Source organism: Lysobacterales bacterium, assembly GCA_016703225.1.
GTDB lineage: Bacteria > Pseudomonadota > Gammaproteobacteria > Xanthomonadales > Ahniellaceae > JADKHK01.
On record JADJCM010000002.1, the window covers coordinates 938,198 to 959,816 of the forward strand.

Here is a 21,619-nt window from a genome sequence, read left to right on the forward strand (position 1 = left end):
GCCGGAGTCTAGCGCCCTCGCGCGCGCTGCGGCGAGTCGGGTTTGCGCGCGGCCGACGGGCGCGGCAAGCTCGGTGGCGGCCGGCTTCGGCCGCTGTCACGAGCGACCCGCATGTCCGCCATCCCAGAACCTTCCGACGTTCCGCTGCAGACCCCCCGGTTGCTGCTGCGCCGGCCGATTGCCGGCGATTTCGAGCGCTTCGCCGAGATGCTCGGCGACGACGCCAGCGCCCGCCACATCGGCGGCGTGCTGCCGCGCACCGCGGCCTGGCGGCGTTTCCTGCAGATGCCGGGTGCCTGGGCGGTGCAGGGATTCGCGATGTTCAGCGTGGTCGAGCAGTCGAGCGGTCGCTGGGTCGGCCAGACCGGGCCGTGGTTTCCAGAAGGCTGGCCGGGTACCGAAATCGGCTGGTCGTTCCATCGCGATGCCTGGGGCAAGGGTTACGCCAGCGAAGCCGCCACCGCGGCGATCGATTGGACCTTCGCTCATCTCGACTGGAGCGAGGTGATCCACAGCATCGATCCGGACAATGCCGCGTCCATCCGCCTCGCCGAGCGACTCGGTTCCAGCTACCGCGGCCCCGGGCAACTGCCTGAACCCTTCGCTGACGCCAAGATCGGCATCTGGGCGCAGTCGCGCGCACAATGGTTCGCACGGCGCCGCGCAAACGATCTGGAGATCGCATGATCACCATCCACGGCATGTCGGCGTCGGGCAACTGCTACAAACTGCAATTGCTGCTGGCGCAGATCGCACGACCCTATCGCTGGGTCGAGGTCGATACTTTGAGCGGCGGGACGCGTACGCCTGAGTTCCTCGCGAAGAATCCGAACGGCAAGGTGCCGCTGCTCGAACTCGAGGACGGTCGTTGTCTCGCCGAGTCGAACGCGATCCTTTGCTATCTCGCGGAGGGCTCGGCGTATTTCCCGGCCGATCCGTGGCGGCGCGCGCAAATCCTGCAATGGTTGTTCTTCGAGCAGTACAGCCACGAACCCTATGTCGCGGTTGCGCGCTTCATCGCGAAATTCCTGCCCGCCGACCATCCGCGTCGCGCCGAGCTGCCGCGTTTGCAGGAGCGCGGCCACCAGGCGCTGGCGGTGATGGAAGGTGAACTGGCGACGCGAGACTTCATGCTCGCGAGCGGTTATTCAATCGCCGACATCGCGCTGTATGCCTACACCCACGACGCGCCTGCCGGTGGCGTCGGTCTCGATGCATACCCGCGCCTGCGAGCGTGGCTGGCGCGGGTCGAGGGGCAGCCGCGCTTCATCGCGCAGCAAGCCTGAGCGCCAAGCTCCGTCCTCAGCGCTGCTGGGCTTCGGCGCGCATGGCGCGGCGGATCGGCCGCCAGTAGTTGGCGCGGTTCTGTGCTTCGTTGCGGACCAGGTTGTCGGGCAGGCCGGTGCGCGCGGCGAGCCACGGGACCACGGCCAGGTGACGGGTCGGGGTCACCACGCCGGCCTGGAACCAGTCGCGAAGGATGCGCCCGATGCGGTCGGGATGGCGCCAGGACGCCATGTCCCCGGCCACCACCAGCGGCTGCAGCAACTTGGCGTGCTCGAGCAGGGCGTGAAAGCCGACCGCGAGCGAGGGCCATTCGACGCGCGCGCAGTGCGCCTCCCAGCGCGTCGCCAGCTCGTCCTCGCAACGCCGCAGCTCCAGGTGCTCGGGCGAACCGAGCGCCTTGCCGCGCGCGGCATGGCGCACCGCATGCAACTCGAACTCCAGGCGACTCACGCCAGCCAGCGCGGGCGTCCACCATTCCTCGATCGTCCAGTCCTGCGGTTCCGCTGCCGCGTCCCAACCGCGTGCCAGCGCGCAGCGGCGCTGCAGTCGTTGCAACTCCGTCCAGGCGGCTTCGTCGTCGGGCTTCCGATTCAGGATCTCGATGCAAGCTTGCATTTCGCGATCGAGCGCCGCGCGCGTGTTGCGCGCCAGCTTGACCGAACGCGCGGTGCTCTCGGAGAGCATTTGCGCGGCCGCGCTGCGTGCGCCGAGTTCGATGCAGCGCGCCACGCCGCGGCCGTCGTCCTTGCGCGCGTAGCGGTCGCGCACCGCCAGCGCTTCCTGGTACTCGGCCCACCATGCGGTCAATGCGGCGGCCTCCTCGGCGTTGGCGCAGCGCACTGCCGAACTGAGCATGACCGACACCGAACCCACCGGAACCGTGTTGTCGCTGTCGCGGGCGTAGGTGATGTCGGTGCGCGAGCTGCGCTCGGCCCACCACCACTGGCCGCAGTACGGGCACTGCCGCACCTCGATCGTGCAGTGCGCACGCGTTCGGCCTTCATCGAGCGCGAGGTCGAGCGGCTGCGAATCGATCAGGCGCGTGTGCACCAGTTCTTCGAGGATGGTCGGGTGATCGCTCGGCAGCAGCTCGCAGTCGCAGACGCCGTCGGGGAAGGGCGGGTAGAGCGGACGCACGCTGCGGATGGGAAAGGGCATGCCGGGCTCCCGGTGGGCGCGCCCGATCTTGCCAGAACGGCAGGGTCGCGACCGATCGACGTAGAATCACGCCGGTCCGGGATCGTGCCGCGCCTTGCACCAGGGGGATTCGTGTTCGCAGAGGGATCGATCGACGCTGACCTGCGCAGTGCCCGCAGCGGCGACGGGGCTGCGCTGGAGCGCCTGCTGCCGGTGATCTACGAGGAGCTGAAACGCATCGCGCGCGGGTTGATGCGCGGCGAGCGTGCCAACCACACGTTGCAGACCACGGCGCTGGTGCACGAGGCCTGGCTGCGCATGGCCGCGCAGGACGCCGCCGGCAGCGGCGACCGCCTGTACTTCTTCAGCCTGGCGGCGACGATGATGCGGCGCATCCTGGTCAACCACGCGCGTGATCGCGCGGCGCAGAAGCGCGGCGATGGCGTCGACCTGGTCAGCCTGTCGGCGGCCGATCAGGTGGCAGCGGGCGAGTTCGATCTGCTCGGCCTGCACGAAGCGCTGGAGGTGCTGGCCCGGCTCGATGCACGCCAGGCGCGGGTGGTCGAGATGAAGTTCTTCGCTGGCCTGGAACTGGCCGAGATCGCCGAACTGCTCGGGGTCTCGCTCGCGACCGTCAAGCGCGACTGGACCATGGCGCGGCTGTGGCTGTCGCGCGAGCTGTCGGCATGAGTTCGCGCGCGGACGCCGCCCGCTGGCGCGAACTGCAAGACGAGCTCGACCATCTGCTGGAACGGGATGCCGCGGCGCGCAAGACGCGGCTGGACGCGCTGCGCGCCGCCTCGCCCGAACTGGCCGAGGAGCTGGACTCGCTGCTCGCGCAACTGGATGGTGTGGCGCTGCCCGAAGCCTTGCCGTTGTCGGCGCTGGCGGCGCTCGATGCCGGGGCCGCGGGCGACGAACGCATCGGACAACGATTCGGTCCGTTCGTGCTCGACGCGCACCTCGGCGAAGGCGGCTCGGGCAGCGTCTATCGCGCGCATCGCGAGGGCGACTATGCGCAGACCGTCGCGATCAAGCTGCTGCACGGCGGACGTCTCGACGCGATCGGAACGCGGCGCCTGCAGCATGAACGCGACCTGCTGCTGCGGCTCGATCACCCGGGCATCGTGCGTCTGGTCGATGCCGGCGTGGCCGTCGACGGACGGCCCTACCTCGCGCTCGAATGCGTCGATGGCGAAACCCTGGATCGCTACCTGGCCGCGGCGAACCCGGGTGTCGGGCCAAGACTCGAGCTGTTCGCGCAGGTCTGTGATGCCGTCGCCTACGCGCACCAGCGCCTGCTCGTGCACCGCGACATCAAGCCCGGCAACCTGATGGTGAACCGCGAGGGTAGACCCAAGCTGCTCGACTACGGCATCGGCAAGCTCCTCGGCGACGCCGGCGACAGCACGCTGACGCGCGACTTCGGCACCTCGCTGACCCCGGCCTACGCCGCACCGGAGCAGTTGCGCGGCGAACCGGTCACCACCGCGACCGATGTGCATGCGCTCGGCTTGCTGCTGTTCGAGTTGCTGTGCAACGCGCACCCGTTCCGTCGCGATGGGCGCCGTGACGAGGCCTTGCGCCAGGCACTGCTGCACGAAGACGCGCCGCCGTTGCTGCGCCAGACCGGGCTGGTCGCAATGCCGAAGTCCTGGCGCATCGATCTGGACCGCATCGTCGCGATGGCGCTGGAGAAGGAGCCGCAGCGGCGCTATGCGTCGGCGCGCGAACTGGCCGCCGACGTGCGTGCGGTGCTCGCCGGCCGTCCGGTATCGGCGCGTCGCGCCAGCGCCGGCTATGTGCTGCGTCGCTTCGTCGGGCGCCATCGCGTCGCGGTGGCCGCGCTCGGCGTGAGCCTGATGCTGCTGTTCGCGGCCACCGCCGCGGCCTTGTGGCAGTCGCGCGTCGCGGCCGAGCAGCGCGCGCACGCCGAGCGTCGCTTCGAGGACGTGCACCGCTTCGCCAACACCGTGCTGTTCGACTACCAGGAACGCATCCGCAAGCTCGCCGGTTCGCTGCCGATGCAGCAGCGGCTCGTCGCCGATGCGCTGGCCTATCTCGAATCGCTGCGGCGCGAGGCCGGCGACGATGCCGCGCTGCTCGCCGATCTCGCCGCTGCCTACCTGAAGGTCGGCGACCTGCAAGGCAATCCCTATGGCCCGAACATCGCCGACCTGGAGGGCGCCACGCGCAGTTACGACACCGCCGCGGCCCTGCTGGCGCGCCTGCGCGGAATGGGGCCGGAGGTCGAGTCGCTGCGCCTGCTCGACGCGCGCCTGCAGTCGCGCCAGGCCGAGTTGCGTCATCAGGCGGGTGAACTGGAGGTCGCGAAGGCGCAGTTCGAGCGCGCGCTGGCGCGCTTCACGGCGCTGCCGTCCGCGTTGCAGCAGCGCCACGAGGTGGTGATCGAGCAGGCCAACGTCCTCGACCACTACGGCGATCTGCTCGGTCGCGAGAGCGCGGCCTCGCTGAACCAGGTCGATGCCGCGCGCCAGGCCCACCAGCGCGCGCGGGCACTGCGCGAGGCAGCGCTGGTTGCTCATCCGGACGATGCAGGCTTGCGCTTTGGTCGCTACCAAAGCGAACTGCGCGAGGGCGAGTACTGGATCGGCCAGGGGGACATGGCGCAGGCCGAGTCCGCATTGAACGCCGCGTTGCAAACGATTTCCGCGCTGGTTGCCGTCGATCCGGACGACAGCTTCTATCGCTACGAACAGGCGCTGGTGCATTCGCGCCGGGTGCCGGTGTTCGAGGCGCAGGGCCGGCTCGATGCCTCGGTCGATTCGGCCTTGCAGGCGCTGGCCACGACCGAGGCGATGCTCGCGCGCGATCCCGGCAACGACATGCTGTGGCAGGCGGTGTCGGCCAGTTGCGGCTGGGCGGCACGGCAACTGCTGAAGGCCGATCGTGCCGCCGAAGCCGCGCCGGTGGTGGCACGCCAGATCGAGATCAACCAGCGCTGGTTGCAGGCCGCGCCGGACAATCCGGAAGCGCGCTTCGCGCTCTCGCTTGCGCATCGGCGCCAGGGCGAACTGCGCGAAGCCCTGCGCGATTTCGCCGCCGCCGCGAGCAGCCATCGAACGGCGCTGGAGTTGCAGGCCACGCTGGTGGCGATCTCGCCCGACTTCGCTCTGGGCCAGGCATTGTCGCGCATGCACCTCGGGCGCAACCTGGCGGCGGCGGGCGAGGTTGTCGCGGCGCGCGAATCGCTGCGCGCGGCGGCGGATGCAATCACCGCGCTGGTCGCCGCAAATCCCGAGGCGACGCGCTATCGCGACCATCAGGCCGAAGCCTGGGCGCAGCTCGCCGACGCCTGCTGGCAAGCGCAGCCCGATGCGCCGCAGGCGATTTCAGCCGCGCAGTCCGCGCTCGCGATCTGGGACGCCTTCGCCGCCGAAGGCAAGTTGTCGGTGCCGGCCACCGCGCGCCGCGACGCCCTGCGCGCGCGGCTCTCGCGCGACTGAGCCTTTTCGCCCCGGTTCCGTGCGTGTACCGGAAACGACGCCATCGCGTCGCATCTGGAGACGACCGACATGGCTACCCCCTCGCTTTCCTCCCGGGCGCTCGCGGCAGCGCTGGTCGGCCTCGCCGTGCTGCTGCTGCAGCCGGTCACGGCGCAGGCACAGCAAATGGCCGCCGGAGCTGGACACACCTGCGCGATCGTCCCCGGCGGCAACCTGCACTGCTGGGGTTGGGATGAACAGGGGCAACTCGGCGACAGTGCGCCGCACTACAGCATCGCCGAACCGGTGCGGGCCGAAGGCTTGACCGACGTGGTCTCGGTCGACGGTGGCAGCCAGCACACCTGCGCGGCAACCAGCACCGGCGGCGCCTGGTGCTGGGGCTACAACCGCTGGGGACAGATCGGCAATGGCAGTGGCGCGAGTCCAGCCACGCCGACGCCGGTGGTGGGTATCAGCACCGCGCTGTCCGTCGCCACCGGCGGCAATCACAGCTGCGCATTGCTCGCCGCGGGCTCGGTGTGGTGCTGGGGCCACGGCTACCACGGCCAGCTTGGCTCGGGCACGTTCACCGAGAGCAACGTCCCGGTGCAGGCCGCAGGCATCGCGGCCGCCACTGCCATCGCGACCGGGGAAAACCACAGCTGCGCCATCGTCGGCGCCGGCGCGATCAAGTGCTGGGGTCGCAACCATCAGGGACAGCTCGGCAACGGCGCGGTCGATGCCGACCCGGGCGTACTCGGGGCCGTCGATGTGTTCGGCATCAGCAACGCGGTCGCGCTCGCCGCCGGTGCCAACCACACCTGCGCGCTGCTGCAGGGTGGCGCGGTGCGCTGCTGGGGCCACGGCGGTTACGGCAACCTGGGCAATGGCGCCAGCGGCGACAGCGCGGTGCCGGTGGCGGTCAGCGGCATCGCCGACGCCACCGCGATCGCGTCGGGCGACTTCCACGCCTGCGTGATTCGCTCGGGTGGCGCAATGAGCTGCTGGGGCTACAACTGGTTCGGCACCGTGGGCGATGGCAGCAATCGCAACAACCGCGAGAGTCCGGTGGTCGTGGTCGGCGTCGGCGACGTCACCGCGATCGCCGCCGGCGCGGAACACACCTGCGCCCGCGTGCGAGAAGACCCGATCAACGTCATGTGCTGGGGCCACGGCAACTTCGGGCAACTGGGCGACGGCCAGGTCGGCGGCGTGCATGAACGACCAAGTCCCGCCTTCGTGCTCGGCGGCCCGCTAGATATCGTCTTCGGCGGCGAACCGGGCGACTTCGAGTAGCGCCGCCGCCTCAGCGCAGCTGCGCCGCGACGCGCACGACCGGATCGATCGACACCGATCCGCTCTGGTCCATGAGCTGCACGTGCCGGTCCTCGATCATGCACTGCAGCCGCATCGTGCGTGCAGCGAGGCCGGCGAGGGCGGTGACCGATTCGCCCGGCAGGTCGATTACGCTCAGGTTCTTGCGATTGAGGCCCGAGCCGACCTTGTCCCACCAGACCTGGGCGCCGCGGCCGCTGTAGGTGTAGATCAACACATGCCGCGCGCGGCCACAGGCCTTGCGGATTCTGGCCTCGTCCGGTTGCCCGGTCTCGATCCACAGCCCGATTTCACCGGTGTCGTCGCGCAGCCACAGGTCGGGCTCGTCCTCCGTGCTCAGGCCGCGGCCGAAGCTCAGGCGCTCATCGGCGTTCATCGCGAACGCGAGCAGCCGCACCATCATCCGTTCCTCGGTTTCCGAGGGATGCAGGGCCAGGGTGAGATTGTGTTCCTGGTAGTAGTGGCGATCGAGGTCGGAGACCTGCAACTCGACTTTGTAGACGGTGGATTTGGGTGACATCCGCCCAGCCTAACGCAAAGCCGCTGCGGGCGGCGTTGGCCTTCCCCAATTCCGCCCGCATTCGCCGCGGTCGAGCCCGTAGAATGCGCCTCTTTTCCAAGCGTCCCTGCCATGTCCGCGATCCAGATTCCGAATCCGATTCCCGCCCGTCTCAAGGACGTCAACCGCGCCAAGGTCTGCGACGAGAACTTCGTCGAGTTCGTGCGCGGTTATGCCGGGCCGGTGGCGGCGAAGCCGCGTCCGGGTGAGGCCGTGTTGCCGGGCAGCCTGTGCACAGCCGAGGATTTCCTGAAGCTGTTCGAGTCGCAGCTGATCAGCCGCCATCTGGACCTGATGGCGCGCGTGCTGCGGGTGCAGAACAAGGTCTACTACACGATCGGGTCCTCGGGCCACGAAGGCAATGCCATGGTCGCGCGTCTGACGCGCCATACCGATCCGGCCTTCTTGCATTACCGCAGCGGCGGCTTCATGGCCGAGCGCTTCCGCAAGCTGCCGGGCATGGACCCGATCCAGGATTCGGCGCTGAGCTTCGCCGCCAGCAAGGAAGATCCGGCCTCGGGTGGGCGCCACAAGGTCTGGGGCAGCAAGCCGTTGTGGGTACTGCCGCAGACCTCGACCATCGCCTCGCACCTGCCGAAGGCGCTGGGCACCGCCATCGCCATCGAGACCGCGAAGCGCATCGGCCACACGCTGCCGATTCCCGAGGATTCGATCGCCATCTGCTCCTTCGGCGACGCCTCCAGCAACCACGCCACCGCGCAGTGCGCGTTCAACACAGCGCAGTGGACCGCGTACCAGCATCTGCCGGCGCCGGTGCTGTTCGTCTGCGAGGACAACGGCATCGGCATCTCGACGCGGACGCCGGGCGGCTGGGTCGGCGCCGCATTTCGCAATCGCGAAGCGCTCGACTACTTCTACGCCAACGGCCTCGACCTCGCCGAGGGCTACGAACAGGTGGCGGCCGCGATCCTGCATTGTCGCAGCACGCGCCGTCCGACCTTCCTGCACCTGCGCACCACGCGCATCATGGGCCATGCCGGCACCGACTTCGAGATCGAATACCGCCCGATCGAGGAACTGTTGCGCGTCGAAGCCACCGACCCGCTGCTGCGCTCGGCCGAGATCGCGCTCGCCTCCGGGCTGATGGGCAAGGACGAATTGCTGGCGCAGTACGAATCCATCCGCGGCAAGTGCATGGCCGCCGCCGAACATGCCGACCAGACGCCGAAGCTGCTCAGCAAGGAAGAGGTCATGCGCCCGCTGGCGCCGTATTCGCCGGAGCGCGTGCGCGCCGAGGCGACGCGTGCGCCGACGAGTGAGCAGCGCATCGCGGTGTTCGGCTCCGAGAAGCAGCTGCCCGAGAACCAGCCGCCGAAGCACCTGGCGATCCAGATCAACCAGGCCCTGCATGACCTGTTCATCAAGTACCCGGAGTCGTTGCTGTTTGGCGAGGACGTGGCGCACAAGGGCGGCGTGTACACGGTGACCAAGGGCCTGCACAAGGCGTTCAAGTCGAACCGCGTGTTCAACACCTTGCTCGACGAGACCACCATCCTCGGCCTGGCCCAGGGTTTCGCGAACCTGGGCATGTTGCCGTTCCCGGAGATTCAGTACCTGGCGTATTTCCACAACGCCTGCGACCAGATCCGCGGCGAAGCCTGCTCGCTGCAGTTCTTCAGCAACGACCAGTACCGCAACCCGATGGTCATGCGCGTCGCCGGCCTCGGTTACCAGCGCGGTTTCGGCGGCCACTTCCACAACGACAACTCGGTGACCGCGTTGCGCGACATCCCGGGTCTCGTCGTCGGCTGCCCGAGCCGCGGCGATGACGCGGCAATGATGCTGCGAACGCTCGCCGCGCTGTCGAAGGTGGACGGGCGTGTCTGCGTGTTCCTCGAACCGATCGCGCTGTACATGACCAAGGACCTGTACGAAGCCGGCGACGCGCAATGGTCGTTCCCGTATCCGGCGCCCGACCAGGCACTCGAATACGGCGCCGAGCGCGTCTACCACGAGGACGCGAAGGACCTGCTGATCCTCAGCTTCGGCAACGGCGTGCCGTTCGCATTGCGCACCGCGAAGGCGGTCGAAGCGCAGACCGGCAAGAAAACCCGCGTCGTCGACCTGCGCTGGCTGCAACCGCTGAACGCGCAGGCAATCGTGAAACACGCCGGCGACTGCGACCGCATCCTGGTGCTGGATGAAGGTCGCCGCAGCGCCGGCATCGGCGAAGGCGTGATCACCGCCATCGTCGAAGGTGGTCACGGTGCCAAACCGCTGGTCCGCGTCGTCGGCGACGACACCTACACTCCACTCGCCGGCGCCGCGAACCTGATCCTGCCGACGGACGCGACCGTGCTCGAGGCGGCGTTGAAGCTGGTGCGGGCGTGATCACCCACGTCGCCTTCGACGCCGACGACACGCTGTGGCACAGCGAGGGCCATTATCACGATGCGCAGGCGGCGTACGAGCGTTTGCTCGCGTCCTACATCGATGTCGCCGATGCCAACGTGCATGCGCGTCTGCTCGAAGTCGAGCGTCGCAACATCAAGCGCTTCGGCTACGGCGCCAAGGGCATGACGCTGTCGATGGTCGAGGCCGCGATCGCGATGACCGAAGCGCGCATCAGTGCGAGCGACATCCAGCGCATCGTTGATCTGGGTGTGGCCGTACTTGAACACCCGGTGGAACTGCTGCCCGGCATCACCGAGGCAGTGGCCGAGGTGGCACGCGACTTCACCCTGCTGCTGATCACCAAGGGCGATCTGTTCCATCAGGAGGCCAAGATCGCGAAGTCGGGCCTGAGCGAGTGGTTCCATCGCATCGAGATCGTCAGCGAGAAGGACGTGCCGACCTATCGGCGCGTGCTCGACGAGATCGGTGTCGCGCCCGAACAGTTCATCATGGTCGGCAACTCGCCGAAGTCCGACATCGAACCCGTGCTCGAACTCGGCGGCAGCGCGGTGTACGTGCCCTATCACCTGCTGTGGGCGATGGAGTCGGGTCAGCCGCTGCCGGCTTCAGCGCGCCTGCGCGAAGTCGCCCGCGCCGCAGAGATTCCGGCGGCGGTGCGCGCACTGGCCGGGTAGCAGCGGGACGCAACCTCAGCGTTCCCCGCTGCCCACGAGCGCCGCGCGTAGTGCCGCGGGTTCGCCGGTCCAGCGCTCGCGGAAGGCGAGCACGGCTTGCCGGTTGAGTTGGCGCGCCGGTTCGGCCTGGCCGCGGGCGTTGGCGATGTCGGCTTGCAGGCGCAGAATGTGGCCGCGCAGCACCGGATCGCTCGCGGTCGCGGGATCGAAGGATCGTGCTTCGGCAAGTGCGGCTTCGGCGGCTGCGGTGTCGCCATCGGCGAGTGCGGCGCGTGCCCGCAGCATGGCGTGGCGTCGTGCGATGGGTCCGCCGGCGGTGCGCGCGCCGCTCGCCAGCGTGGCCAGACAGCCGCGCCGATCCTGGCTCAACTCGGCATCGCAGCGGTTCAGTCCGATCACCTGGCAGGGCGGACTGTTTGACTCGGCTATGCAAAGGACCGCGAGCGCGTCGCCGAACGCGACTTCGGCTGCCGCCGCATCACCCTCGGCGAGCAACGCATTGCCGAGCGAATTGTGGATCGCGGCGACGTTGGCGGACTTCAGGTCCGGCATGCGCACGAGCAGCGCGCGGTATTCGGGGATGGCCTCGGCGTTGCGCCCGAGTTCGGTGTGGGCGCCGGCCAGGTCCCAGGCGAGCCCGATGGCGAGCCCGCTGTTTGCGCCGCGCAGCACTTTGGCGCGCGCAAGGGCCTGGCGCAGCACGGGTTCCGCCGCGGCAGGTTGGCCGCTTTCGGACAGCGCGCCGGCGTATTGCTGTTCGACGTAGAGGGCGACCGCCGCCGGCGCGCCATGGTCGAGGCCGGCGAGCAGCCGATAGGCCTCGGCCGCGGGCGCAAGCGCCGCGTCCGCGTGGCCACTGGCGCGCAACAGGGAGGCTCGGTTGGCGATCGCCATGATCGTGTCGGCATTGCGCTCGCCGCGCGCGCGGCGTAGTACGTCGATGGCCTCCTGGCCGCGGGCGTCGAGTTGCGAGTAGTCGCCCTGGCCGAAGTCCAGGTCGTTCAACAGCTGCAGCGCCTCGGCCAGTTCCATGTCGGCGCGCGCGCCGAGCACACGCATCTCGGTGATGGCGCCTTCCAGATCGCCACGTGCGTCCGCAACGTGATCGTGCGCAACGGCATAGTGGGCGAGACGGGCGCGGGCGGCGGCCATGGTGGCGCGCGTGGTCAGCGCATCGGGTCCGACGCAGCTCGCACCGCGACAGGCCAGCGCGCGTTCGCCTTCGACGAGTGCTTGGCGCAACGCCGCCTCCGCCGGCTCGCGCTGCTCGAGCGAGACGTAGGAGGATGCGATCTTCGCCCACAGCCGAGTGGCCAGCGCCGGAGCCAAGTCGGCGGACCGATTCAAGCGCTCGCGAGCGCCGTCGAGCAAGTCGCTGGCGCGCGTGTCGCCGGCGCGGGCGGCGTAGGGATTGGCGCCGAGGAACACGTCTTCGAGCAGCGCCAGCGTGGTTTCCGTCTGTGCTTCGGCGCGACGCGAGCGCGCGTTTTCGCGCAGCGTGGCACCGAGGCCGAGCGCGAGCGACAAGACGATCGCCGCCGCGGCACCCACCGCCAGCCGGTGGCGGCGCACGAACTTGCCGAGGCGGTAGCCGAAGCGGTCGCCCATCACGTGCACCGGTTCGCCGCGCAGGTGCCGGCGCAGGTCATCGGCGAGCGCGCTGACGCTGGCGTAGCGCGCCTCCGGCTGCGCGGCCGTGGCGCAGCGCGTGATCCGGTCCAGATCACCGGCCAGACGCCGCGCCAGTGTCGGCACCTGCAGGTCGCGACGGGCCGCGATCCGCCGCATGGCTTCGTCGCGGGCGGCACCAGTGGCGCGAAATGGAGCATCGAGACGGTGTTGCGTTTCTCTGCGCCCGAGGCTGGCCGGCAACGGCTTGCGACCGCCGAGCAGTTCGGCGAGCAGCATGCCGAGCTGATAGACATCGGTCTGCGTGGTGATCGCGCCGCGCTCGAACTGTTCGGGCGCGGCGTACTCGGGGGTCATCATCAGCGCTGCGCTGCCGGTGCCGGACCCGGCCTCGTGGTCGAGCAACTTGGCGATGCCGAAGTCGAGCAGCTTGACCTGCCCTTGGCGATCCACCAGCACGTTGCCCGGCTTCAGGTCACGGTGCACGATCAGCAGCCGGTGCGCGTACGCGACCGCATCGCAGACCTGCAGCATCAGCGCCAGCCGCGCTTCGATGGAGAGCGCGAGGCGGTCGCAGTGCGCGAGCAGCGGCTCGCCGTCGACCAGTTCCATCGCGAACCAGGGGCGGCCGTCCTGGCTCATGCCGCCATCGAGCAGGCGCGCGATGTGCGGGTGCTCGATGCGCCCCAGGATTTCGCGTTCGCGCAGGAAGCGGGAAACGATCTCCTCGCTGTCCATGCCGCGCTTGATCACCTTCAGCGCCACCGCCGGCAGCGCCAGCTCGCCCTGCGCCTCGGCGCGATAGACGGTGCCCATGCCGCCGGCGCCGAGGCGGGCGCGGATCAGGTAACGGTCGATGCGTTGGCCGATCAGCGAATCATCAAGCGGCTCGCTGCGAGCGCGCTCGGGCCACAGCGTCGCGTGATCGGCCGCGAGCAGCGACCTCACTTCGTTCGCGAGTGCTGCGTCGTCCGCGCATTGCGTAATCGCCCACGGCTCGCGCTCATCCTCCGGCCGATCGAGCGCCGCACCGACGATGCCGAGCGCGCGTTGCATCCGTTCGGTGTGCTGCTGCGCGTCGATCATGGACCGGTTCCGGAGAAGGCCTGGCGCAAGCATAGCCGGCCCCTCCGTCTGCGCCAGCAGCCACCCGCGGGTGCGCACGATCGCGCTACTCGAAGCCGTTCTGGAACAAGGCATCCGGCGGCGCAACGTCGGTGATGGGGAAGCACTCGCCGATCTCCGAGGTATCGCCGCTGCTGCTGGTGGCGGTGGCGCTGATCCGTGTGAGGTGGCTGTACACGTTCGACACGCTGAACACCGCGCTGAAGGTGACGTCACCCTGGGCGTCGGTCAGACGGTTGATCCGGCCCACCCAGTATTCGGCCGTGCCTCGGGTCGGCGCTTGCGGATCGCAGCGTCCGACGTAAAGCTCGAAGCGGTAAGCGGTGTTCGGCGCGCTGTGCAACTGGCCGCTGATGCTGAGTGTCGGGCTGTTGCCGGTGCTGCGCTCGGCGAGCGTCAGGGTCGGGTAGTTCTGCAGGTGGTTCGGTCCGACGGCGGGATTGCTGACCTGGTTCGCGCTCGGTCCGGCGGCGCCGAGGTCGATGTCGATTGCGCCATTGTCGAAGAAGGTGTTGTACAGCACCCGGTTGCCGGCGCCGCCGCTCGCGGAAATCCACACGCCCGGGCCGGTGTTGCGCGCGATGTAGTTCCAGCCGTAGGCGCCGAGCAGGGGCGCGCCGATGGTGTTGTCGTGCGCGCCGAACAGGATGCCGATGCCGGCGCCGGTGTTGCCCGGCGTGCCATTCACCCAGTCCGCGCCGATGCCGTTGTACTGGATCTCGTTGTCCTGGCTGGCCGCGCCGGACAAGGTGATGCCGGTGGCCGCGCTGTAGCCGATGTAGTTGTACTGGAGGTGGTTGTTCGGCGAATTGAACACGAACACGCCGATCTGGTTGCCGCCGGCCGACATGCCGTCGGTCTGGTAGCCGATGACGTTGTTGGCGATCGTGCTGCCGCCGTTCGCATTGTCGAGATAGACGCCCGCCACGGTGCTGCCGGCGATCAGGTTCATCGAGGCCGGATCGTCGTAACCGCCGATGAAGGCACCGCCGGAGGAGCCAGTGACACGCACTGCAGCGCCATTCGGCGAGGTGAAGGGCACGGCACCGAACTGGTTGCCGGCGATGCGGTGGTCGTGGCCGTTTTCGACCCTGAGCGCGGCATCGGTGAACCCGGCGAACATCATGCCGAACACCGCCAGGCGCGCGTCGCTGCCGGCCAGTGAGGGGACACGGAAGGCATGCGCAGTGGCGCCGCTGCCGTTGAGCACGATGCACAGGTTCGCGTCCGAGCGTCCGTAAAACGTGTTGGGGCTCCATCCGTTTTGGGTGCGCGCGTCCAGGGTGACGTCGCCGGTAATGTCGAGCATGGTTGTGGTCAGGTTGATGATGTGCGGGCAGGCTCCGCCAATTTCGAAGGTGATCCGATAGGGTCCAGCGGCCGCGTTGGCCGCCTTGATCGCTGCGCGTAGCGATCCCGCAAGCGGGCTGGTGTTGCTGCCGTTGTCACCGACGTTGGTGACCACGAAGGCGACGCGGTCGTCGATCGAGGACTCGAACGCGCCGCGGTCGATCTTGGTCCCGACCACGCGCTCGCCGCCGGCCAGGTCCTTCGATGGGAAGCCGAGCGACTGGAACATGAAACCGCTGTTGATCGCGGGAGAAGCGAAGTTCAGTCCGTAGTTTCCTGCGGCCAGATTGATGAACTGCGGATTGCTGGTCAGGTTGGAGCTGCTGAGCGGCTGGATGCCGGAATAGTCCTCGACCACGTTGCCCTCGACGAAGATCGGGTTCAGGAGAGGATCGAACTCGCCCAGGTCGAGGTCGGCCACGTTGTTCCAGAGAATGTTGTTGGTGATCTCGGAAAAGCGCACGCCCACTTGGCCGTCGAAATCGAGCAGGCGCAGTCCCGATCCGGAATTGGTCGCGATGGTGTTGTTGGTGGCGATCGCGCCGCTGCCTGCTTCGTAGGAGTATTCCAGCAGTACGCCGGCGCGCCCGCTGCCGCTCGGCAGGTTGTCGGCGACCAGGTTGTTGGTGAAGCGCATCTCCGGCCCGTTCATGCGCACGATGCTGGCGCCCGCATTGCGCGTGAAGCGGCAGTGGCGAATGGTGAAGCGCGCGGTGTTGCTGGTGCCGACATCGAGCCCGATGCCAAACGCTGGCCAGCCGCTGCCGTCGAGGCGGGTGAAACTCAGGCCCTCGACGAAGAAGTTGGCATCGCCAGTCACCGAGAAAGAGAAGCCGCTGTCGGCCAGGTTGTTGCCGTCGATCACCGTATTGGCCGGATTGATCACGCGGCTGGCGCAACCGGCGGTGTAGCCGCCCTTGATCGAGAAGGTGACCGAATTCGGATAGCTCGCGAAGGTGCCGCCGAGCTGGTTGCCGACCAGATAGGTGCCTTGCACCACCTTGACGGTGCGAGAGGTTCCGTCGACTTGGTACTCGAAGGATGCCAGCGCGTTCACCAGCTCGGACACGGTATCGACGCAGACGACATCGGCACGCAGCGGGCCTGCGAGCAGGCAAGAGGCGAACAAGGACATCAGGAAACGGCGGAACATGACGCGGCACTCCTTGGGGACGTGCCGGCTGATTCGGCGGCGGATGCCGGTTGCTGCCACCGTGTCCGCGCTGGTACAGGCGCGGTTCAGCTTTCCGGCGTCGGGTCGTCCCGACCCGTGAGTGTGCGGACCAGGAACATCCGCGCCGTGCGCCAGCGCCTGAACGCCGATCGCTCGGGAATGCCGAGCAACTCGCCGATCTCGATGATCGAGTAGCCGCCGAACAGGTGCAGCTCGGCGATGCGTGCCAGGTCGGGGTCGATGCGCGCCAGTTCGGACAGGGTGTCGGCGAGCGCCAGCACCTCGAACGGGTCGTCGCCGCCGGCGTCGAGGGTGCCGAGTTCGAGCGGCGCCTCGCCTTCGCCACGCTTCAGCGCCTGGCGCTGGCGGGCGCGGTCGATCAGCACGAAGCGCATCGCGCGCGCGGCCAGATGCGCGAAGTGCTCGCGGCTCTCGACCGGGATGCCGTGTCCGCGCAGGCGCAGCCAGGTTTCGTTGACCAGTTCGGTGGTGCACAGCGTCTGCCGCGGCCCGATGCGCAGCAACTGATGGGCCTTGCCGCGGAACTCGTCGTACAGCAGCGCGAACAATCGATCCGAGGCCCCGCTGTCACCGCCGCGGATGCGCTCGAGCAGTTCGGCGATCGGGTCGGTCGAGTCCATGCCAGTCCTGGCGCTGTCGTGGTCGTGGTGATTGAAGCACACCCAAGCGACGTGGATCGACTCACATCGGATGATGCGGCAGCTCGGCCTTGGTCGCGTTGGCGAGTTCCTCGGCCACTTCGGCTTCGCTGCGCAGGTGGCCTTCCCATTTCGAGACCACGGCGGTGGCGACCGAATTGCCGATGACATTGGTTGCGGAGCGAGCCATGTCGAGGAAGTGGTCGATGCCGAGCAGGAGCAGCAGGCCGGCTTCCGGAATGTTGAATTGCGACAGCGTCGCGGCGATCACGACCAGGGACGCGCGCGGCACGCCGGCCATGCCCTTGGAGGTCACCATCAGGATCAGCAGCATGGTCACCTGCTGGGCGGCGCTGAGTTCAATGCCATAGGCCTGGGCGATGAACATCACCGCGAAGGTGCAGTACATCATCGAGCCGTCGAGGTTGAACGAATAGCCAAGCGGCAGCACGAAGGAGGCGACGCGGTTGCTGCAGCCGAACTTCTCTAGCTGGGCCAGCGTCTTCGGGTAGGCCGCTTCGCTCGACGCGGTGGCGAAGGCGAGCATGGTCGGTTCGCGCACCGCCTTGAACAGCGCGCCGCAGCGACGGCCCAGCACGGCAAACGCGGCGACGAACAACAGCAGCCACAGGATCACGATGCCGAGGTAGAACTCGGCCATGAAGAAGGCATAGGTCTCGAAGATGCCGGGTCCACTCTTGGCGATCGCCGCCGCCACCGCCGCGAACACCGCGAACGGGGCGAACCACATCACGAACATGGTCACCTTGAGCATCACGTAGGACAGGCCTTCGAGCGCCTCGACCAGCACCTTGGCCTTGTCGCCGACGCCGGCGCAGCCGACACCGAAGAAGATCGAGAACACGACGATCTGCAGGATCTCGTTGCGCGCCATGCCGTCGACGATGCTCGATGGCACCAGGTGGGTGATGAAGTCGGCCAGCGACATCGACGAGGCGGCGATGCCCGAATTGGCGTTGACATCGGGCAGCGGCAGATTCAGGCCGATGCCCGGCTGGAACAGATTCACCAGCAGCAGGCCGAGGCCAAGCGACATCAGCGACGCGGCGATGAACCACAACATCGCCTTCAATCCCAGGCGCCCGACCACCGCCATGTCGCCCATCTTGGCGATGCCGACGGTAAGCGTCGCGAACACCAGCGGCGCGATGATCATCTTGATCAGGCGCAGGAAGATGGTGGTGACCAGGCCGAGGTTCGTGACCCAAGGCGTCGGGTCGGCGACGCGCTTGTGGATCACGAAGCCGGCAACGGCGCCGAGCACGAGCGCAATGAGGATCCACAGGGTGAGCTTGTTGCTGCTGCCGGATGACGCAGGTGCGGTCATGTCGTGTTCTCGAAGCGGGGCTCGGCGCGGCGAGCGAACGGCGGATGGTAGGCGAGATCGGGTCGGGGCGAAAATACCCGACGCGTCTCGCCGTGTTCACCCGCCCCGGCGCGGCGCCAGCGACCGATTGGCCGCAGGACTACTCGAAGCCATCGGCAAACACGATTTCCGATGTGCTTCGAAAGCTGGCGGTGATGTCCAGTGTGCTGGTCACGTTCAGCGCACATAGCGGATTGGACGCGCAGACGGCTGCGTCTCCGGACCAGGAGTCGAACACGAAGCCACTGTTCGGGATTGCGGTGGCCTGCAAAGTTACTGTGGATCCCGTTGCGAAAGACGCGGAGCAGGTGGCGCCACAGTCGATACCGGCGGGTGTGCTGACGACGAGTCCGTTGCCGATGCGGGTCACGGCTACGCTAACCAACGGAGCGAAGCTCGCTCCGACTGCAGTGTTCGCATCGATCGTTAGCGGGCATGTGAGATTGGTGTTGCAGGCGGATGCCGCTCCCGACCAACCGGTGAATCGCGAGCCGAGCGCAGGCGTTGCCGTCAGCGTAACCGCTGTTCCGGGGGCGAAGTACTCTTCGCAATCTCCGCCAAATCGATTGCAGGCGATGCCTGCGGGCGCGCTTCCGATATCGCCACCGCCGCTGCCGGTGACCGCTACATGGAGCGCCAAGCGGCCGTCGTTGAATCGCGCCACGTGCAAACGCCGATGACCAAAGCGGCCATCGCCCGAGGTGCCGATCACGAGGACCCGGTTGTCCGGCAGCGGCAGGATGGCCGAGATCTGCCTGCTGCTGTCGCTGAATTGCCAGGGTACGGTGGCAGCGCTGCTGCCGAGTCCGGTGCCGGGATGGATCAGTCGCAGCTCGGTGGACGACAGCGGTTGGCCGCCGGCCGAAACACCGGAGAGCAGGGAGGATCCGAAAACCCACTGCTGATCGGATCGAACGGCCAGCGTGCTGGGTCCTCGTTCGGTCACGCTGCCGAGGTTGTAGTGACTGGACCAATCCGCAAACAGGGCGCCGTTGCCATGGAATCGCACCGGTGCCGCGGCATAGACCACAGTGCCACCGCCAACGCGCTTCCAGTCCGCGACCGTGCCGATCGTGTCGCCGGGCTGAAAGGTCAAGGCGAGGGTGTTGAAGTCGCAGGCGATGTTGCCACCGCCTTGTGCCGGCGGGTCATAGATGCGGATGCCATCAAAGTCGAAAGCGCCGTCAAGCACACCTTCGTTGGTCAGCATCGCGATGAAGCAGGCGCCAGGATCACTCGCGCCGAGGCCGTAGCGCACGCCGCCCGCCACGACCAGACGCGGTTCGCCGGACGCATTGAGATACCGCCCCACGGTGTTGATCCGCACCGCGCGCAGTGGCGCGCCGATCACGAACGGGTTGACGTCGAGCAGCATGGCGCCGCCAGAGCCGAAGCCGGCGTCGGGTACGCAGTCGGATCGAAACTGTGCAATCAAGCCGCGTGATTCACCGTTCGCCAGCCGCGTGCTGCCGACCGCAACCGCAGTATGAACACCGCGCGCGAACCATCCGCGCGTGGCGCCGCGAACCTCGTCCTGCGCCGTCGGACCAAAGGAGTGGTTGCTCTGGAAGCCGCCTGTGCAGTCGCTGTAAACGCTTCCGGAGTCGACGAACGTGCGCGCTTGGTGCACCGTGGTTGCCGCGCCGCCACCGGGATTGCCGGTACCGACGAAGCCGATGCTGCCGTCGTCGCCGTAGTACAGAATTCCGCCGGTGGAGAGTGGTGGTCCAACGCCCCAGCCAACGCTGCTCAAGGCCCCGACAGTATCGTCGCTGAACACGCTGTAGCGGCGCATATAGAACAGATCGGGGCTGACGAAGCGACTGAAGCTGCCACCGAGCATCCAGCGCGTGCTGTCGATTTCGGCGATATGTGCATTGCGATCGTTCCAGGCGGTGTACCAGTCGGTGCCCGCATCCAGGGTCAGCGCGCCGGCGTTGCCGAAGCTGGTGTCGAGCGACAACTGCTGTGCGCGTGCCGGGAGCATGGTAGAGACGAAAAGTAGCAAGCAGGCGGCAGCAATTGTCATCGCGTCGCGCGCTCGATCGGTACTGAAACGGCGCATCAGGTTTCTCCAGCAGTCGGGCTTGCCGGACGGTTACGCTGTTGTGGTGCGGAAGCTATCGTCTTACTCATTGCTCGAACCCATCGGCAAGCAGCGTGTCGATCAGGCTGACCTCGGCATAGACAAAAACGTCGCTGACGTTGTTGGTGTCGAACAGAACCAGGTCGCTGGCCAGCGAGTCGAATGCGAACGCCCGCGCATCGGCGCTGATCGTCACGTTGCTGCCCGATGTGCCATTGCCGGGAATCGTGTTGGCCCAATCGCTGCCGCTGATCAGTTCCGGTGCAATCGCCGCAGTGTTCAGTGACCAGACGAACGCCTGGTAGGGCAGCATCGCGCTGGTATTGCGGCATTGCGTGATCACCAGACCGGAGTCGGCGATGCGTGCGATATCGCACAGTCCCATGCCTGCCGCCGCAGGTACGGCGGTGGCCGTCGGCGCGCTCAGTCTTCTCGCCCAGAGTTGCGTGGCGCTGCCGCCACCGGCATTCGATCGAAACACGACACTGCTGCCGTCGGCGGAGATCGCCGCGTTGCCGGACCCACTGAGGTCGCTATTGCCAGGCCCGATGCTGACGCGGGTCGTCGTGCTGGCGCTGCGATCGCGCACGTAGATGCGCTGCGAACCCGTGAATGCGCCGCTGACCAGATTGGTCGCCGTGGAGGCGAACGCCACGTAGCGTCCATCAAGGCTGATGGTCGGGGTCTCGCCGAACGCCCCACCATTGCCGCCGATGCCCGCACTGCTGATGTCGATGCGTTGCGTGCTGTCGTTGAGCAGATCGCGCAGGTAGACGCTGTTGCTGCTGTTGGCAGGTTCGCCGGCCACCAGGTTGGCCGCACTGGAAGTGAAGGCAACGAAGCGACCATCTCCGGAGATTCCGCCCATTTTGGAAAGCGTGGCCGGGGGCAGCGCGCTGCCAGCATCGAGGTTGACCAGCTCGAACTGACTGGTTTGCTGGTCGACCCGCACGATGTGCACGCCCGCGATGCCGCCGGTGTAGGTGGACGATGTGGTTTCGAACGCCACATAGCGACCGTTTGCGGAGACGGCGGGTCTCTCGTTGCTGGTGCTCGAAGCCGACGCTTGACCACTCGGCGACCTGCTGGCGATGCTGATCGCACCGCTCGTCAGTGAATACGCCAAGACCTGGGCGCCGCCGGGCGCCGGCACCAGATTGCCGCCATTGGCCCGAAACACCAGTGTCTTGCCGTCGGCAGACAAAGCCGGCTGCGTCAATGCTCCGCTCGACTGGATGCCGCTGCCGCCCGGAATTGCGGGTTGACCTTCAATGCGGAAGAAGGCGAATTGCTGGGCGCATGTCGCACTGCTGCAGGACATGAGAAGAACGACAGATGCAAGACATCGGGACATGGCGCAGCAACTCCGCAACGAGGTTGATTCCCGCTACGTCG

15 protein-coding genes are annotated in these 21,619 nt (G+C 67.6%); 7 read left to right on the forward strand and 8 right to left on the reverse strand.

The genetic code is table 11. From position 1 onward, the window contains the following. Nucleotides 1-111: 111 nt before the first annotated feature. Together IPG63_13045 and IPG63_13050 are read left to right on the forward strand one after the other, a co-directional pair. A complete protein-coding gene (locus tag IPG63_13045) occupies nucleotides 112-687 on the forward strand; it encodes a GNAT family N-acetyltransferase (protein ID MBK6728165.1) in 576 nt (191 codons plus the stop codon). Continuing rightward, nucleotides 684-1,286 (forward strand): glutathione S-transferase family protein, encoded by a 603-nt coding sequence (locus IPG63_13050; GenBank protein MBK6728166.1) that lies wholly within the window; start codon nucleotides 684-686, stop codon nucleotides 1,284-1,286. The genes IPG63_13045 and IPG63_13050 overlap by 4 nt, the downstream gene beginning before the upstream one ends. Before the next feature lie 16 nt (nucleotides 1,287-1,302). On the opposite strand, the gene IPG63_13055 is transcribed toward IPG63_13050, so the two are convergent. After that, on the reverse strand, nucleotides 1,303-1,737 hold the full coding sequence (locus tag IPG63_13055) for a hypothetical protein (protein ID MBK6728167.1): 435 nt from the start codon (nucleotides 1,735-1,737) through the stop codon (nucleotides 1,303-1,305). On the opposite strand from IPG63_13055, the gene IPG63_13060 reads away from it, so the two are divergent. The 3 genes from IPG63_13060 (at nucleotide 1,711) to IPG63_13070 (ending at nucleotide 7,166) form a co-directional block, all read left to right on the forward strand. Then, complete coding sequence (locus IPG63_13060; GenBank protein ID MBK6728168.1) at nucleotides 1,711-3,114, forward strand: sigma-70 family RNA polymerase sigma factor; 1,404 nt, start codon at nucleotides 1,711-1,713, stop codon at nucleotides 3,112-3,114. The two genes, IPG63_13055 and IPG63_13060, sit on opposite strands and share 27 nt — an antisense overlap. Beyond that, complete coding sequence (locus tag IPG63_13065; GenBank protein MBK6728169.1) at nucleotides 3,111-5,891, forward strand: protein kinase; 2,781 nt, start codon at nucleotides 3,111-3,113, stop codon at nucleotides 5,889-5,891. The genes IPG63_13060 and IPG63_13065 overlap by 4 nt, the downstream gene beginning before the upstream one ends. Before the next feature lie 69 nt (nucleotides 5,892-5,960). Next, the gene (locus IPG63_13070; protein ID MBK6728170.1) at nucleotides 5,961-7,166 is read left to right on the forward strand and encodes a chromosome condensation regulator RCC1; all 1,206 of its coding nucleotides are present in this window, start codon (nucleotides 5,961-5,963) and stop codon (nucleotides 7,164-7,166) included. Nucleotides 7,167-7,176: 10 nt separating this feature from the next. Here the strand turns inward: IPG63_13070 and IPG63_13075 are convergent, their stop codons facing one another. Then, complete coding sequence (locus IPG63_13075; protein MBK6728171.1) at nucleotides 7,177-7,725, reverse strand: YaeQ family protein; 549 nt, start codon at nucleotides 7,723-7,725, stop codon at nucleotides 7,177-7,179. A gap of 111 nt (nucleotides 7,726-7,836) precedes the next feature. Here IPG63_13075 and IPG63_13080 point away from each other — a divergent pair, with 111 nt between their 5' ends. Next, nucleotides 7,837-10,116, forward strand: a complete 2,280-nt coding sequence (locus IPG63_13080; protein MBK6728172.1) for an MFS transporter — start codon at nucleotides 7,837-7,839, stop codon at nucleotides 10,114-10,116. Next, nucleotides 10,113-10,814 carry an HAD family hydrolase gene (locus IPG63_13085; GenBank protein MBK6728173.1) on the forward strand — a complete coding sequence of 234 codons (702 nt, stop codon included), beginning with the start codon at nucleotides 10,113-10,115 and terminating at the stop codon, nucleotides 10,812-10,814. The genes IPG63_13080 and IPG63_13085 overlap by 4 nt, the downstream gene beginning before the upstream one ends. 15 nt (nucleotides 10,815-10,829) lie before the next feature. Here IPG63_13085 and IPG63_13090 read toward each other — a convergent pair whose 3' ends face one another. The 6 genes from IPG63_13090 to IPG63_13115 all read right to left on the reverse strand — a co-directional run bounded on the left by IPG63_13090 (nucleotide 10,830) and on the right by IPG63_13115 (nucleotide 21,545). Next, nucleotides 10,830-13,529, reverse strand: coding sequence for a serine/threonine protein kinase (locus IPG63_13090; protein MBK6728174.1), 2,700 nt, complete (start codon nucleotides 13,527-13,529; stop codon nucleotides 10,830-10,832). Nucleotides 13,530-13,614: 85 nt separating this feature from the next. Next, complete coding sequence (locus IPG63_13095) at nucleotides 13,615-16,071, reverse strand: right-handed parallel beta-helix repeat-containing protein (GenBank protein ID MBK6728175.1); 2,457 nt, start codon at nucleotides 16,069-16,071, stop codon at nucleotides 13,615-13,617. An 86-nt stretch (nucleotides 16,072-16,157) separates the two neighbouring features. Continuing rightward, nucleotides 16,158-16,733, reverse strand: a complete 576-nt coding sequence (locus tag IPG63_13100) for an RNA polymerase subunit sigma-70 (GenBank protein MBK6728176.1) — start codon at nucleotides 16,731-16,733, stop codon at nucleotides 16,158-16,160. 61 nt (nucleotides 16,734-16,794) lie between these two features. Then, nucleotides 16,795-18,099 (reverse strand): dicarboxylate/amino acid:cation symporter, encoded by a 1,305-nt coding sequence (locus tag IPG63_13105; protein ID MBK6728177.1) that lies wholly within the window; start codon nucleotides 18,097-18,099, stop codon nucleotides 16,795-16,797. Nucleotides 18,100-18,238: 139 nt separating this feature from the next. Continuing rightward, the gene (locus tag IPG63_13110) at nucleotides 18,239-20,125 is read right to left on the reverse strand and encodes a hypothetical protein (GenBank protein ID MBK6728178.1); all 1,887 of its coding nucleotides are present in this window, start codon (nucleotides 20,123-20,125) and stop codon (nucleotides 18,239-18,241) included. Nucleotides 20,126-20,270: 145 nt separating this feature from the next. Continuing rightward, a complete protein-coding gene (locus IPG63_13115) occupies nucleotides 20,271-21,545 on the reverse strand; it encodes a PD40 domain-containing protein (GenBank protein ID MBK6728179.1) in 1,275 nt (424 codons plus the stop codon). Nucleotides 21,546-21,619: the final 74 nt, after the last annotated feature.